11 protein-coding genes and 1 tRNA gene are annotated in these 12,547 nt (G+C 66.6%); 3 read left to right on the forward strand and 9 right to left on the reverse strand.

Going from position 1 to position 12,547, the window contains the following annotated elements; all coding sequences use genetic code 11:
• Positions 1-26 precede the first annotated feature (26 nt).
• A complete protein-coding gene (locus tag ACEVQ6_RS10325; protein ID WP_374888883.1) occupies positions 27-1,169 on the forward strand; it encodes an OpgC family protein in 1,143 nt (380 codons plus the stop codon).
• A 337-nt stretch (positions 1,170-1,506) separates the two neighbouring features.
• Here the strand turns inward: ACEVQ6_RS10325 and ACEVQ6_RS10330 are convergent, their stop codons facing one another.
• From ACEVQ6_RS10330 to tesB, 5 genes are all read right to left on the reverse strand, one after another.
• Positions 1,507-2,157 (reverse strand): outer membrane lipoprotein carrier protein LolA, encoded by a 651-nt coding sequence (locus ACEVQ6_RS10330; protein ID WP_374888884.1) that lies wholly within the window; start codon positions 2,155-2,157, stop codon positions 1,507-1,509.
• A 279-nt stretch (positions 2,158-2,436) separates the two neighbouring features.
• Positions 2,437-5,037, reverse strand: a complete 2,601-nt coding sequence (locus tag ACEVQ6_RS10335) for an FtsK/SpoIIIE family DNA translocase (RefSeq protein WP_374888886.1) — start codon at positions 5,035-5,037, stop codon at positions 2,437-2,439.
• Between the two features lie 219 nt (positions 5,038-5,256).
• Complete coding sequence (locus ACEVQ6_RS10340; RefSeq protein WP_374888887.1) at positions 5,257-6,621, reverse strand: ammonium transporter; 1,365 nt, start codon at positions 6,619-6,621, stop codon at positions 5,257-5,259.
• Between the two features lie 29 nt (positions 6,622-6,650).
• The gene (locus tag ACEVQ6_RS10345) at positions 6,651-7,001 is read right to left on the reverse strand and encodes a P-II family nitrogen regulator (protein ID WP_374888888.1); all 351 of its coding nucleotides are present in this window, start codon (positions 6,999-7,001) and stop codon (positions 6,651-6,653) included.
• A 230-nt stretch (positions 7,002-7,231) separates the two neighbouring features.
• The gene (gene tesB / locus ACEVQ6_RS10350) at positions 7,232-8,116 is read right to left on the reverse strand and encodes an acyl-CoA thioesterase II (protein ID WP_374888889.1); all 885 of its coding nucleotides are present in this window, start codon (positions 8,114-8,116) and stop codon (positions 7,232-7,234) included.
• A gap of 98 nt (positions 8,117-8,214) precedes the next feature.
• On the opposite strand from tesB, the gene ACEVQ6_RS10355 reads away from it, so the two are divergent.
• Complete coding sequence (locus ACEVQ6_RS10355; protein ID WP_374888890.1) at positions 8,215-9,423, forward strand: ubiquinone biosynthesis hydroxylase; 1,209 nt, start codon at positions 8,215-8,217, stop codon at positions 9,421-9,423.
• A 38-nt stretch (positions 9,424-9,461) separates the two neighbouring features.
• Here the strand turns inward: ACEVQ6_RS10355 and ACEVQ6_RS10360 are convergent, their stop codons facing one another.
• The 4 genes from ACEVQ6_RS10360 to ACEVQ6_RS10375 all read right to left on the reverse strand — a co-directional run bounded on the left by ACEVQ6_RS10360 (position 9,462) and on the right by ACEVQ6_RS10375 (position 12,010).
• Positions 9,462-9,650 carry a Trm112 family protein gene (locus ACEVQ6_RS10360; RefSeq protein ID WP_374888891.1) on the reverse strand — a complete coding sequence of 63 codons (189 nt, stop codon included), beginning with the start codon at positions 9,648-9,650 and terminating at the stop codon, positions 9,462-9,464.
• A gap of 10 nt (positions 9,651-9,660) precedes the next feature.
• Entirely contained in the window at positions 9,661-10,341 is a 681-nt protein-coding gene (locus ACEVQ6_RS10365; protein ID WP_374888893.1) for an LON peptidase substrate-binding domain-containing protein, read from the reverse strand.
• A gap of 119 nt (positions 10,342-10,460) precedes the next feature.
• Positions 10,461-11,438, reverse strand: coding sequence for a thioredoxin (trxA, locus tag ACEVQ6_RS10370; RefSeq protein ID WP_374888894.1), 978 nt, complete (start codon positions 11,436-11,438; stop codon positions 10,461-10,463).
• Positions 11,439-11,506: 68 nt separating this feature from the next.
• Positions 11,507-12,010 carry a prolyl-tRNA synthetase associated domain-containing protein gene (locus ACEVQ6_RS10375; protein ID WP_374888895.1) on the reverse strand — a complete coding sequence of 168 codons (504 nt, stop codon included), beginning with the start codon at positions 12,008-12,010 and terminating at the stop codon, positions 11,507-11,509.
• A gap of 359 nt (positions 12,011-12,369) precedes the next feature.
• Here ACEVQ6_RS10375 and ACEVQ6_RS10380 point away from each other — a divergent pair.
• Positions 12,370-12,444, forward strand: a tRNA-Gly gene (locus ACEVQ6_RS10380).
• Positions 12,445-12,547: the final 103 nt, after the last annotated feature.

Below are 12,547 nucleotides of genomic sequence, written 5' to 3' on the forward strand. Positions count from 1 at the left end.
CTCATGCGAGGAGCGACCGGACCACCATGCTTCAGAAAACCGCCGCGGAGCCGAGGGTCACCGCGATTCCTCCCCCGCGCGACACGCGCCTTGACGTGTTCCGGGCGCTCTGCCTGCTGTCGATCTTCATCAACCACGTCCCAGGCCAGTATTTCGAATATCTGACCCACAAGAATGCCGGCTTTTCCGATTCGGCCGAGGCCTTCGTGCTGATCTCGGGGCTCGCCGTCGGGCTCGCCTATGCGCCGAAATTCACCGCCGGCCACCGGCTCGCCGTCACCGTCCGGATCTGGCGGCGGGCGCTGACGCTCTATGTCGCCCATATCATGACCAGCATCGTCACGCTGGCGATCTTCGCCGGCGCGGCGCTCTATTTCGGCCGGCCCGATATCCTGAGCGAGATCAACATACGGCCCATGGTCGATCACACCGAACAGGGCGTCGTCGCCATGGTGCTGCTCGGCCACCAGCTCGGCTACAACAACATCCTGTCGATGTATGCGGTGCTGTTCCTGATGCTGCCGGGCATTCTCTTCCTCATGAACCGGAGCATGGCGCTGGTGATCGTCCTTTCCGGCCTTCTCTGGCTCGTCGCCGGCATCGGCCCCGTCGTGCCGCCGAACTTCATGGACGAGGGCTACTGGTTCCTCAACCCGTTCTCCTGGCAGTTCCTGTTCGTCATCGGCATCGCCGCGATGGTCCATGTCCGGCGGGGTGGGGCGCTGCCGCGCCACCCGGCGCTGATCGCGCTCGCCGCCGCCTATGTCGGTCTGTCCTTCGTCTGGGTGGTGTTCTCCTGGTGGGACATCGATCTTTCCTATGGGCTGCCGGCCGTCCTCACCGGCTTCGACAAGACCTTCCTGTCGACGCCGCGCCTCCTGCACGTTCTGGCGCTCGCCTATCTGATCGCGGTCGTTGCGCCGCTGAACCGCGCTGCGGCGCTCAGGATCGACCATCCTCTGGTCGCGATCGGCCGCCATTCGCTGCCGGTGTTCATCTTCGGCACGATCCTCGCGATGATCGGCCAGGTCGTCGTCTTCGTCACAGACAGAAACGCACCGATCGGCACCGCCTTCGTCGCCGCCGGCCTCATCCTCCATGTAGTCTATGCCCGCTATCTCGATGCGATCCAGTCGCTCGGCAGGAGCAGGGTAACCGCGCCCGGCTGAGGAGCGGACGCGCGGGCGATGCGGCGGACGTGCGGCGCGCGCTGCTGCACGCTTCCGATCGAGGCGCCCATGCCTTCCGGTTGGCGCAAGGCTCCGCCGGGGCGCGATCGCGCTTGGCGCGTCATGGGGAAAAAGGCGAGGCCGCGGGGAGCGTCCGCCGGCATAGGGAGGACGATATACAGATCTCCGTTGAACCGGATCCAACGGAATGCCAGGTTGTTCAAATGCTGCGCCATGGCCCTGCGCCGCAGGGAGCGCCCCTCCGGAAAGGCTCTATCTCTCTGTTTTAACGCATTGTCCGGACGTCAGATCCGATGCGGATTTGACTGGAAAAACCCTAGTTTCGGACCTCGTCATAGGGGATGGCGAAGACGCGGTCGTCGAGCTTGAGGCCGGTGGCAACGTTGAAGATCATCACCGACGTGTCCTTCTTCTGCGCGTCGGTGATCGTCCACTGGCGCAATTCGTAGGTCTTCGGGTCGAACATCATCGTGATGGTGGAATCGCCGAAGATGCTGCGGTCGCCGAGCACGATGGTGATGAGGTCGGGATCCTCCTTCACCTGGCGCACCGTCTTGCTGCTGAGATCGATCTTGTCGCCGAGGAGAAGGTTCAGCGGCGTCTTCGACAAGGGGTAGAGATCCCACGTCTTCAGCTTGCGATTGCCGATGACGACCGCCTTGCCGTCGGCGATGACGCGCATCGGCGAGGGATCCTCGTAGTTGAAACGGATCTTGCCCGGCCGGCTGATGTAGAACTTGCCGCCCGTCTGCTCGCCGCGCGGCCCGAACTGGACGAATTCGCCGCTCATCGTCTTCACCGAGGCGAAATGGTCGGCGATGCTCTGGGCGATCGTGTTCTGCTGCGCCAGCGCGAGATCCGGCACGCCGAAGGCCGCCAGCATGCCGAACGCCGTGAGGCCGGCCACGAAGCGGCGGCGCGACGACGACGCGGCAAGGAGGGGGGACCCGGTCGCTTCGGTATGCATGGTGAACGTCTCCTTCGTGTTCGTCGATGATGTGGCGCGCAAGTGCGGCGCCTTCAAGGCCTGCGCGCCTTCGATGCCGGCGCCGGCAGCGCCACCGCCTGTCCTGCCGAATGCGCCTGCCCGTGATCGGGGGCGGTCTCCGGTTCCGGAGCGATCCGCTGCGGCCCGGAAAGCACGGAAGCATCTCCCGTCAGATCCGGATCGGAGTGTGCGTCCCGAAAATCCGTGGAAACAGAGACATAGAGCATTCCCTGTGAACCGGTGATCGCCGGACATGGGCTAGCGGCCGACGATCCCGTCCTCGGTCGGAACCAGGATCTCGCGCTTGCCCGCATGATTGGCCGCGCCGATGATGCCTTCCCGCTCCATCCGCTCAATCAATGAGGCGGCGCGGTTGTAACCGATGCCGAGGCGGCGCTGGACATAGGAGGTCGAGGCCTTGCCGTCGCGCAGCACGACCGCGACCGCCTGGTCGTAGGGGTCGTCCGATTCCTCGAACGAGCCCGGGCCGCCGCCGAGCGCGCCGCCCTCCTCGTCGTCCTCCTCGGTCACGGCATCGAGATAGTCGGGCGCGCCCTGCGACTTCCAGTGGGCGACGATGTCCTCCACCTCCCGGTCGGAGACGAAGGGGCCGTGCACGCGCTGGATGCGGCCGCCGCCGGCCATGTAGAGCATGTCGCCCTGACCGAGCAACTGCTCGGCGCCCTGCTCGCCGAGGATGGTGCGGCTGTCGATCTTCGACGTCACCTGGAAGGAGATGCGCGTCGGGAAATTCGCCTTGATCGTGCCGGTGATGACGTCGACCGACGGGCGCTGCGTCGCCATCACCACATGGATGCCGGCGGCGCGCGCCATCTGGGCGAGCCTCTGGATCGCGCCCTCGATGTCCTTGCCGGCGACCATCATCAGGTCGGCCATCTCGTCGATGATGACGACGATGTAGGGCAGCGGCTGGAGGTCGAACTCCTCCGTCTCGTACATCGCCTCGCCGGTCTGGCGGTCGAAGCCGGTCTGCACGGTGCGCGAGATCGCCTCGCCCTTCTCCAGCGCCTGCTCGACGCGGGAATTGAAGCCGTCAATGTTGCGCACGCCGATCTTCGACATCTTCTTGTAGCGTTCCTCCATCTCGCGCACGGTCCATTTGAGCGCGACGACGGCCTTCTTCGGATCGGTGACCACGGGGGAAAGCAGGTGGGGAATGCCGTCATAGACGGAGAGTTCGAGCATCTTCGGGTCGATCATAATCAGCCGGCACTGCTCCGGCGTCATCCGGTAGAGCAGCGACAGGATCATCGTGTTGATCGCCACCGACTTGCCCGAGCCGGTGGTGCCGGCGACGAGGAGATGCGGCATCTTGGCGAGATCGGCGATGACCGGCTCGCCGCCGATCGTCTTGCCGAGCGCCATGGCGAGGCGGGCATTGCTGGTCTCGAAGTCGCGGCTGCCGATCATCTCGCGGAAGTAGACGGTCTCGCGGCGCTGGTTCGGCAGCTCGATGCCGATCGCGTTGCGGCCCGGCACGACGGCGACGCGGGCGGCGATCGCGCTCATCGAGCGGGCGATGTCGTCGGCAAGGCCGATGACGCGCGAGGACTTGATGCCGGGCGCGGGCTCGAGCTCGTAGAGGGTGACGACCGGGCCGGGGCGGACATGGATGATCTCGCCCTTGACGCCGAAATCGTCGAGCACGCCTTCCAGCATGCGGGCATTCTGTTCCAGCGCGTCGGCGGAGAGCGTGGCGTCCCGGCCGATAAGCTTCGGCTCGGCGAGGAAGGCGATCGAGGGCAGGGCGAAGCGCCCCTCCCCGCCCTCGTCCTCGTCCGGGAAGCGGCGGCTCATCTCCGGTCGGGGCGAAGGCGTGGCGACCCGCGTCGATGTCGCGCGCGCGGCCGGCTTGCCCCGCATGGGCGACGGGGCGGGCCCGTCCTCGTCCGGATCGTCGTCGAAGGCGACCGTGTCGTCGTCGAACGCGATGTCGCGGCGTTCGCCGCGCGGGCGCGACGGGGAGCCGTCGAGCGATGGCTCGATCCGGTCGGCGGCCAAACGCGGGCGGGAGGGTTCGTTCAGCGTGCCGAACTCGTCGTCGTTGAAATCGTAGGGCTCCTCGATCTCGCGGCGACGCAGGGCGCCGGCGACGCCGAAGACGCGGCGCAGCCGCGCCGAGGCGGTGTAGCGCATGTGGGCGATCGCGCCCATGAACAGGACGAAGGGCCCCTCGCCGTCGTCGTCGGCATCGTCCGGCTTGACCGTGCGCGCCTTGCTCGCCGGAATCCGCTCCTCCGTGACGGGAGCGGACGGCGGCGCGACGCCGAAGAGGCCGGCGCTGTAGACAAGCAGGATCGCGGCCGGCACGGCGAGCAGGCCGCCCAGCGTCAGCGCGAAGGCGCCGGTCGGGAAGGCGCCGGTGAAGAGCGCCGGCACCCGGAGAATCATGTCGCCGAAGACGCCGCCGAGGCCGTTCGGCAGCGGCCAGGTCACCGGCGCCGGGACGCAGCTCAGCGCGGCGGCGGCGGCGACGGCGCCGAGGAACCAGCAGATCCCCCGCTTGATCACCTTGTCGAACGGCTTGCCGCCGATCAGCACGAGGGCCCAGGCGACGACGGGCAGGAGCGCCAGCACGCTGGCGATGCCGAAGAACTGCATCATCAGGTCGGCGAAGATCGCGCCCGGCCGGCCGAGGATGTTGGAGGCCGGCATGTCGGTGGCGTAGGAAAGGCTCGGATCGGCGACGTTCCAGGTCGACAGCGCGGCGATCGCCAGCGCCAGGCCGATGAAGACCGCATAGCCCGTCAGCGCCACCGCCTGGCGCCACAGGAAGGTGGAGAGAACGAAGCGCGTCGCCCGGTTGTCGATCGCTGCCGGATTGCTCCTCATCGTCATGTCTGTCGCCCGGTTGGAAGATCCGGCGCATGCCTGCGCCAGCCATCACCCTAGGCCGAAGACGGTTAATGCCGAATTAACCATGACGCCCGAGATCTGCCTTGGCGTAGAGCCCGGCCGACGAAAAAAGCCCGGATCTTTTGGATCCGGGCGAAGGGCGGCCTTTCGGCCGCGACGGGACGGTGGACGGCGCCGCCTCTTGGAGCGGCGCCGGAATTCTCAGCTGTGATAGGCCGCTTCGCCGTGCGACGACAGGTCGAGACCTTCGCGCTCGGCCTCGACCGGCACGCGCAGGCCGACGACGACGTCGACGATCTTGTAGAGGATGGCCGAGACGACCGCGCACCAGACGATGGTGATCAGCACCGCGACGATCTGGGTGTAGGTCTGCGAAGCGATCGAGAAGTCCTCGGCGCCCGTGCCGCCGAAGACCGGGGCCGTCAGGATGCCCGTGGCGACGGCGCCGATGATGCCGCCGACGCCATGAACGCCGAACACGTCTGCCGTGTCGTCATAGCCGAACTTGTTCTTGATGGTCGAGCAGAAGATGTAGCAGACCGGCGAGGCGATCAGGCCGAGCACGATCGAACCGATCGGGCCGACGGAACCGGCGGCCGGGGTGACGGCGACGAGGCCGGCGATCATGCCCGAGGCAGCGCCGAGCATCGAGGCCTTGCCGCGGGTGAAGGTTTCCGCAAGGCACCAGGCGACAATCGCGCCGGCGGTGGCAAGGAAGGTGTTGATCGTGGCGAGAACCGCGCCGCCGGAGGCTTCGAGGTTCGAACCGGCGTTGAAGCCGAACCAGCCGAACCACAGCATGGCGGCACCGACGAGGGTGAGCGTCATGGAGTGGGGGGCCATCATGTCCTTGCCGTAGCCGGTACGCTTGCCGACCATGATCGCACCGACGAGACCGGCGATGCCGGCATTGATGTGAACGACGGTGCCGCCGGCGAAGTCGAGCGCGCCCATGTTGAAGATCAGGCCCGAGGCGTCCCAGACCATGTGGGCGATCGGGAAGTAGACGAAGGTCGCCCACAGGATGCAGAAGAGCACCGCCGCGGAGAACTTGATGCGCTCTGCGAACGCGCCGACGATCAGCGCGGGCGTGATCGCCGCAAAGGTCATCTGGAAGGCGATGAAGGCGTATTCGTAGATGACGACGCCGTCGGTGAAGGTCGCGGCCGTGCTGTCGAGCGTCACGCCGGAGAGGAACAGCTTGCCGAAGCCGCCGAAATAGGCGCTGGTCGAGCCGCCGAAGGCGAAGGAATAGCCGTAGACGACCCAGACGATCATCATCGCGGCGCCGATCACCGTGCACTGCATCAGCACCGACAGCATGTTCTTGGCGCGCACGAGGCCGCCATAGAACAGGCCGAGGCCCGGGATCAGCATGAAGAGCACCAGGATCGTGGCGAGATACATGAAGGCCGTATCCGCCTTGTCCGGCACGGGCGCGGCGGCGACAGCCTCGGCGGCGGCCGGAGCGGCGTCCTGGGCGAAGGCGACGACGGGCGCGAGCGTCGCGGCGAGGGCGCCGGCGCCAAGGCGTCCGAGAGAGGTGGCAAGTTTAAATGAGGACATCGATAAAAAGCTCCCTGAACGGTCTTGGCTTACAGCGCTTCGGTGTCGGTTTCGCCGGTACGGATGCGCACGGCGTGGTCGATCGAGTAGACGAAGATCTTGCCGTCGCCGATCTGGCCGGTCTTGGCGGAGGCGGCGATCGCCTCGACCGCCTTGTCGACGATCTCGCTCGCCACGGCGATCTCGATCTTGAGCTTGGGCAGGAAGCTGACGGCGTATTCGGTGCCGCGATAGATTTCCGTGTGGCCCTTCTGCCGGCCGTACCCCTTGACCTCGGTGACGGTCAGGCCCTGAATGCCGACCGCCGTGAGGGCTTCGCGAACCTCATCGAGCTTGAACGGCTTTATAATCGCCATCACAATTTTCATCTGGTTTCCCATCCTTCGTGTTCACGCCGGCGCTTCAGCCGTCTTTCAAAGCCGTGACATGCGCGTGCGCATCGCCGAGCCGCCCCTTGCTATACAAGGGGCGTGCCAACTGGCGCCGGTGCTGTTAACCGGCTGATAAGACATGAAAAAGTCACGATTGGCGAAAAACGCCCGGAAAAGCGCCAGAAAAACACCGGAACAAACGTCTAAAAAATATGCAAATTTGTTTTTTTGATCAAAATTTACTCAGTTGCCTTTTTCCGAATCAACCCCTCCTGGGCGACGGAGGCAATCAGCCGGCCGCCCCGGTCGAAGAGGCTGCCCCGCGTCATGCCGCGCGCGCCGGACGCGCTCGGACTGTCCTGGGCGTAGAGCAGCCAGTCGGAGAGGTCGCACGGCCGGTGAAACCACATGGCGTGGTCGAGGCTCGCCACCTGGAGGTCGCGATCGAAGACCGAGGTGCCATGCGCATAGAGCGCGGTGTCGAGCAGCGTCATGTCGGAGAGATAGGCGAGCACGGCGGCCTGCAGGGCGCTGTCGCCCGGAACGGCGGCAGCGGCGCGGATCCAGACATTCTGCACCGTGTCGCGCCCGTCGCGGGAGACATAGCGCGAAAGCGAGGCCGGCCGGATCTCGACAGGCCGCGGCCGCTCGAAATAGGCGCGGATCGCCGGCGGCGCGGCGGAGAGATAGCGCGCCCGGAACTCGTCCTCGCCCGGCAGCGTGTCTGGGTCGGCCAGGTCCGGCATGGCGATCTGGTGCTCGAACCCGTCTTCCTCGATCTGGAAGGAGGCGGACATCGCGAAGATCGCCTTGCCGTGCTGGCTCGCCACGACGCGGCGCGTGGTGAAGCCGGCGCCGTCGCGGATGCGGTCGACCTCGTAGAGGATCGGAACGGAGGGGTCGCCCGGCCGGATGAAATAGGCATGCAGCGAATGGACGGGGCGCTCCGCCGCAACGGTGCGCTGCGCCGCGACGAGCGCCTGGCCGATCACCTGGCCGCCGAAGACGCGCTGCCAGCCGACATCCGGGCTGACGCCGCGGAACAGATCGGCCTCCAGCGTCTCGAGGTCGAGCGTGGCGACCAGCGTCGCCATCGCCTGCGCCTTGGTCTGAAGGTGCGGCATTCGGGCTGACCCTCCTCGGGTAGGAACGGCATGGCGGATGGTCTATAATGCCGGGACGCGATGCTCAAGCGGGCGACCCCGCATGCGGAGATGAGACGATGATCGATGTCCTGATCGCGGGAGGCGGCTATGTCGGCCTGTCGCTTGCCGTTTCCATCAAGAAGGCCGCGCCGCATCTCGACGTCCGCGTCGTCGACGGGGCACCGGAGGGCGCCTGGCAGCGCGACGGCCGCGCCTCCGCCATCGCGCCGGCGGCGGCGCGCATGCTGGATGCGCTCGGCCTCTGGCAGGATATCGTGCGCGACGCCGAGCCGATCCGGCGCATGGTGATCACCGATTCGCGCACCGCCGATCCCGTGCGCCCGGTCTTTCTGACCTTCGAGACGACGGAGGAGCCAGGGGGCGCCATTGCCCATATGGTGCCCAATCCGGTGCTGGTCGGGGCGCTGCGCCGCAGCTGTGCCGCGCTGGACCTTCCGCTCTCCGCCTCGACGCCCGTCTCCGGCTTCTCCGTCGAGCCGCACGGCGTCACCGTTGCGACCGGCGGGACAACGCAACGCGCGCGGCTGCTCGTCGCCTGCGACGGCGTCCGTTCCGCCCTGCGCAGCGCCGCCGGGATCCGCACCGTCGACATCGATTACGGCCAGTCAGGCATCGTCTGCACAGTCGAGCACGAACGGCCGCACGAGGGCGTCGCCAACGAGCATTTCCTCCCCGCCGGCCCCTTCGCCACGCTGCCGCTTCCCGGCAACCGCTCGTCGCTGGTCTGGACCGAGCGGACGGCCGATGCCGAGCGCCTGGTCGCCGCCGACGACCTCGTCTTCGAGGAGGAACTGGAACGCCGCTTCGGCCATGTCTTCGGAACGCTCCGCGTCACCGGCGGCCGCCGTGCCTTTCCGCTCGGCCTGACGCTCGCACGCGACTTCGTCCGGCCGCGCCTTGCCCTTGCCGGCGATGCCGCGCACGGCATCCATCCGATCTCCGGACAGGGCCTCAATCTCGGCTTCAAGGACGCGGCCGCGCTCGCCGAAACGATCGTCGACGCCGAGCGCCTCGGCCTCGACATCGGTGCGCTCGACGTGCTCGAACGCTATCAGCAATGGCGCCGTTTCGACACGGTGCGCATGGGCGTGACGACGGATGTGCTGAACCGGCTGTTCTCCAACGACGTGACGCCGATCCGGGTATTGCGCGACGTCGGCCTCGGCCTCGTCGACCGGATGCCGTCGCTGAAGGCGATGTTCATGCGCCAGGCCGCGGGCGTCGCCGGCGGCGGACCGAAGCTGCTCGCCGGCCAGCCGATCTGACGGGGCCGCCGGCGGGAACCGTGCCGCCCCCGAAGCGCTCAGTCGGTGAGATTGCGCGCCTCGGAAACCAGCATGATCGGGATGCCGTCGCGGATCGGATAGGCGAGCCTTGCGCGCTCCGAGACCAGTTCGTTGGTGTCGGCATGATAGGAGAGCCGCGCCTTGGTCAAGGGGCAGACGAGAAGCTCGAGCAGCTTCGGATCGACCGTGCTCGTCCTGCCGTCCATTGTCGTACTCCTACTGCAGCGTCGAATCGAAATCGCCGAAATTGCGCGCCAGCACGATTTCCGTGATCGCGATCAGGGTTTCCGCCCGCGTCTTGAGATCCGGCGCCTCAAGCAGCGCCTGCTTCTCGGCCGGCCCGTAGGGCGACATCATCGCCATGGAGTTGACGAGCGTCATGTTGCTCGCCCGCTCGACGCTCTCCCAGTCCGCCTCGAGCTTGTTGGCGTCGAGATAGGCCTTGAACGTCGCCAGCAGCGAGGCCCGATCGACCTGGCTGTCATCCTCGGGAAAGTCGAGGTCGCCGAGGAACGGGGCTGTGCGGAACGTGCGGTAGGGCGCTGCCGACGCCACCTCCTCGATCAGGCGGAAACGGCAGATGCCGGTCAGCGACACGAGGTAGCGGCCGTCGCCGGTTTCACCGAACGAGGTGATCCGTCCCATGCAGCCGACCTGACAGAGATCGTCGATCTGGACGCCGCCGGAACCCTCCCGAACGACGCCCGACGCCGGCTGCACGAGGCCGACGATGCGGTTACCGGCGATCGCATCGTCGAACATCGTGAGATAGCGCGGCTCGAAGATGTTTAAGGGAAGCTGGGCGCCGGGCAGGAGCAGGGCGCCCGTCAAGGGAAAGACGGGCAGTGTCGTCGGAAGATCCTTCGCCCCGAGGTAGCGTGCGTTGCCGATCTGCATTCTGGCGTCCATTTCCGGCGGGAATCACACCCGCCCTCCCCGCGAAGCCGGCCTCCGGCTTCGACATCATGGAAATGGGCTTCCGGGCGCAAATCTCAAGGTCCGCCCGGACGCTCCGGTCAGGAAAACAGCATGGAGGAGAGCCGGCGCCGGGCATTGATGGTCACGGGATCCTTGGCGCCCCAGACCTCGAACAGTTGCAGGAGCTCGCGCCGCGCGCCGTCGTCGTCGAAGGCGCGGTCCTTCCTCATGATCGTCAGCAGATGATCGGCCGCCGCCTGCCGGTCGCCGAGCGCGTTGCGGATCTTGGCGAGCTTCAGACGCGCGTCGTGATCGTCCGCATCGGCGGCAAGGCGCTGTTCGAGTTCAGCCGGATCGCCGAACTTGCGCGCCTCCTCGAAGAGGCCGAGCTTCTTCTGAACGGCGGCCACGGCCGCATCCTTCGCTGCCTCCTCGGGCACGCCGTCGAGCACGCCGCGGGCCTCCTCGAGCCTGCCGAGCTCGACCAGGCTGCCGGCGAGCCCGGCGATCGCGCCCGCATGGCCGGGCTCGGCATCCAGAACGGCACCGAAGAGGCCGGCCGCGTTCTCGTGATCGCCCGCTTCGGCAAGCGCCGCCGCCTCGGCGAGAACCGCGTCGATCTCCGCCTGGCGCTCGTCGACCGCCGGACCGGCGATGCGGTCGATGAACTGGCGGATCTGGCTTTCCGGCACGGCGCCCATGAAGCCGTCGACGGGGCGGCCGGCGGAAAAGGCGATGACGGCCGGGATCGACTGGATGCCGAGCTGTCCGGCGATCGAAGGATGGTCGTCGATGTTCATCTTCACGAGCCGGACACGGCCGGCGGCCTCCGTCACGACCTTTTCGAGGATCGGCGTCAACTGCTTGCAGGGGCCGCACCAGGGCGCCCAGAAGTCGACCAGCACGGGCTGCTGGCGCGAGGCCTCGAGCACGTCGCGGGAGAAGGTCGCGGTCGTCGTGTCCTTGATCAGGTCTCCGGCCGGCGGCGCCGCGGCTGCGGCCGGCGCGCCATAATTGACCGTTCCGGTCATCTGCGCTCCGAATGATCCGCCATAGGGGTTCTGGCTGCCGCTCATGCTTCGCAATCCTTCCTGCTTCGCCGCACTCCCGGCGCTGTCGATCCTTCAGGCCCGAAGATCGTATGTCAGGCCGTGACTTTCAAGACAAGCGGCTCGTGGCCCGTGGCCTCCAGGAAACGCAGGAGATCGGCGGGAGCGACCGAAGTGGTGGCGTCGTTCGACAGCGGATGGCCGTTGACGATCTCCGAGCCCATCAGATCCGCGTCGACGACGATCTTCACCCTGCCCTCGGTGTCGTTGATGGCGCCGAAGGCAGTGACGGCGCCGGGAATGACGCCGAGATACTCCATCAGCTTTTCCGGCCTGCCGAAGGAGATCTTGCCGGCCGCTCCGATGATCGTATGCACCGTCTTCAGGTCGACGGTCGCATGCTCCTCGACCGTCAGGAGGAAATACTGCTCCTTGCGATCCTTCAGGAACAGGTTCTTGGTGTGGGCGCCGGGGATTTCATCGCGAAGGGCGACCGATTCGGCGACGGTGAACACCGGCGCATGCCGCTTCGTCGAATGGGCGATGCCGAGCGCGTCGAGAAAGGCGAAGAGCGCCTCGGCCGTCTTGGGTGTGGTCATTCGTGGCTTGCTCCCGAAGTTCGAAACACGCGTCGATGAAACCCGATCACGACCCATGCTCCCTGCTGTTCTCGCCGTATTGCGACGGGGCCGAGCGACCGCGTTCCGGCCGGACGCACGTTCAGGGCGGCAGCGGCGGACATCTCCCCGCATCTGGCCTTACGGCGAATGGCGGACCTCCGCAATGCCGCCGGCCGCATCAGGGCGCCGATTCGACGCCAGCACGGGAGTTCGCATTTTTTCGCGCGGACATTTCATTTCCCTGTTGCAATTCAAAATGCCTTAGGCCATATAGCCCCCGTCGCCGCCGGATGGCAGCGGCCCACGGCCACGCAGTTACCCCGGGCCGTGCAGGATGAGCGGGTGTAGCTCAGGGGTAGAGCACAACCTTGCCAAGGTTGGGGTCGGGCGTTCGAATCGCCTCACCCGCTCCAATTCTTCCAGATTGCCAAGCCTCGGTTGTCCGTCGTCGAATGATTTGAGACTTTTTAGGCTTTGTAAGAACGGATTTTGCGGCTCGCTAGCGGTTTGATTTAA

The sequence above is a fragment of the Ensifer soli genome (assembly GCF_041928815.1).
Classification (GTDB): Bacteria; Pseudomonadota; Alphaproteobacteria; order Rhizobiales; family Rhizobiaceae; genus JBHFEI01.

Coding starts and splice junctions, on each gene's coding strand:
- ACEVQ6_RS10325 (WP_374888883.1), top strand. CDS start 27: ATGCTTCAGAAAACCGCCGCGGAGCCGAGGGTCACCGCGATTCCTCCC.
- ACEVQ6_RS10330 (WP_374888884.1), bottom strand. CDS start 2,157: ATGCATACCGAAGCGACCGGGTCCCCCCTCCTTGCCGCGTCGTCGTCG.
- ACEVQ6_RS10335 (WP_374888886.1), bottom strand. CDS start 5,037: ATGACGATGAGGAGCAATCCGGCAGCGATCGACAACCGGGCGACGCGC.
- ACEVQ6_RS10340 (WP_374888887.1), bottom strand. CDS start 6,621: ATGTCCTCATTTAAACTTGCCACCTCTCTCGGACGCCTTGGCGCCGGC.
- ACEVQ6_RS10345 (WP_374888888.1), bottom strand. CDS start 7,001: ATGGGAAACCAGATGAAAATTGTGATGGCGATTATAAAGCCGTTCAAG.
- tesB (WP_374888889.1), bottom strand. CDS start 8,116: ATGCCGCACCTTCAGACCAAGGCGCAGGCGATGGCGACGCTGGTCGCC.
- ACEVQ6_RS10355 (WP_374888890.1), top strand. CDS start 8,215: ATGATCGATGTCCTGATCGCGGGAGGCGGCTATGTCGGCCTGTCGCTT.
- ACEVQ6_RS10360 (WP_374888891.1), bottom strand. CDS start 9,650: ATGGACGGCAGGACGAGCACGGTCGATCCGAAGCTGCTCGAGCTTCTC.
- ACEVQ6_RS10365 (WP_374888893.1), bottom strand. CDS start 10,341: ATGCAGATCGGCAACGCACGCTACCTCGGGGCGAAGGATCTTCCGACG.
- trxA (WP_374888894.1), bottom strand. CDS start 11,438: ATGAGCGGCAGCCAGAACCCCTATGGCGGATCATTCGGAGCGCAGATG.
- ACEVQ6_RS10375 (WP_374888895.1), bottom strand. CDS start 12,010: ATGACCACACCCAAGACGGCCGAGGCGCTCTTCGCCTTTCTCGACGCG.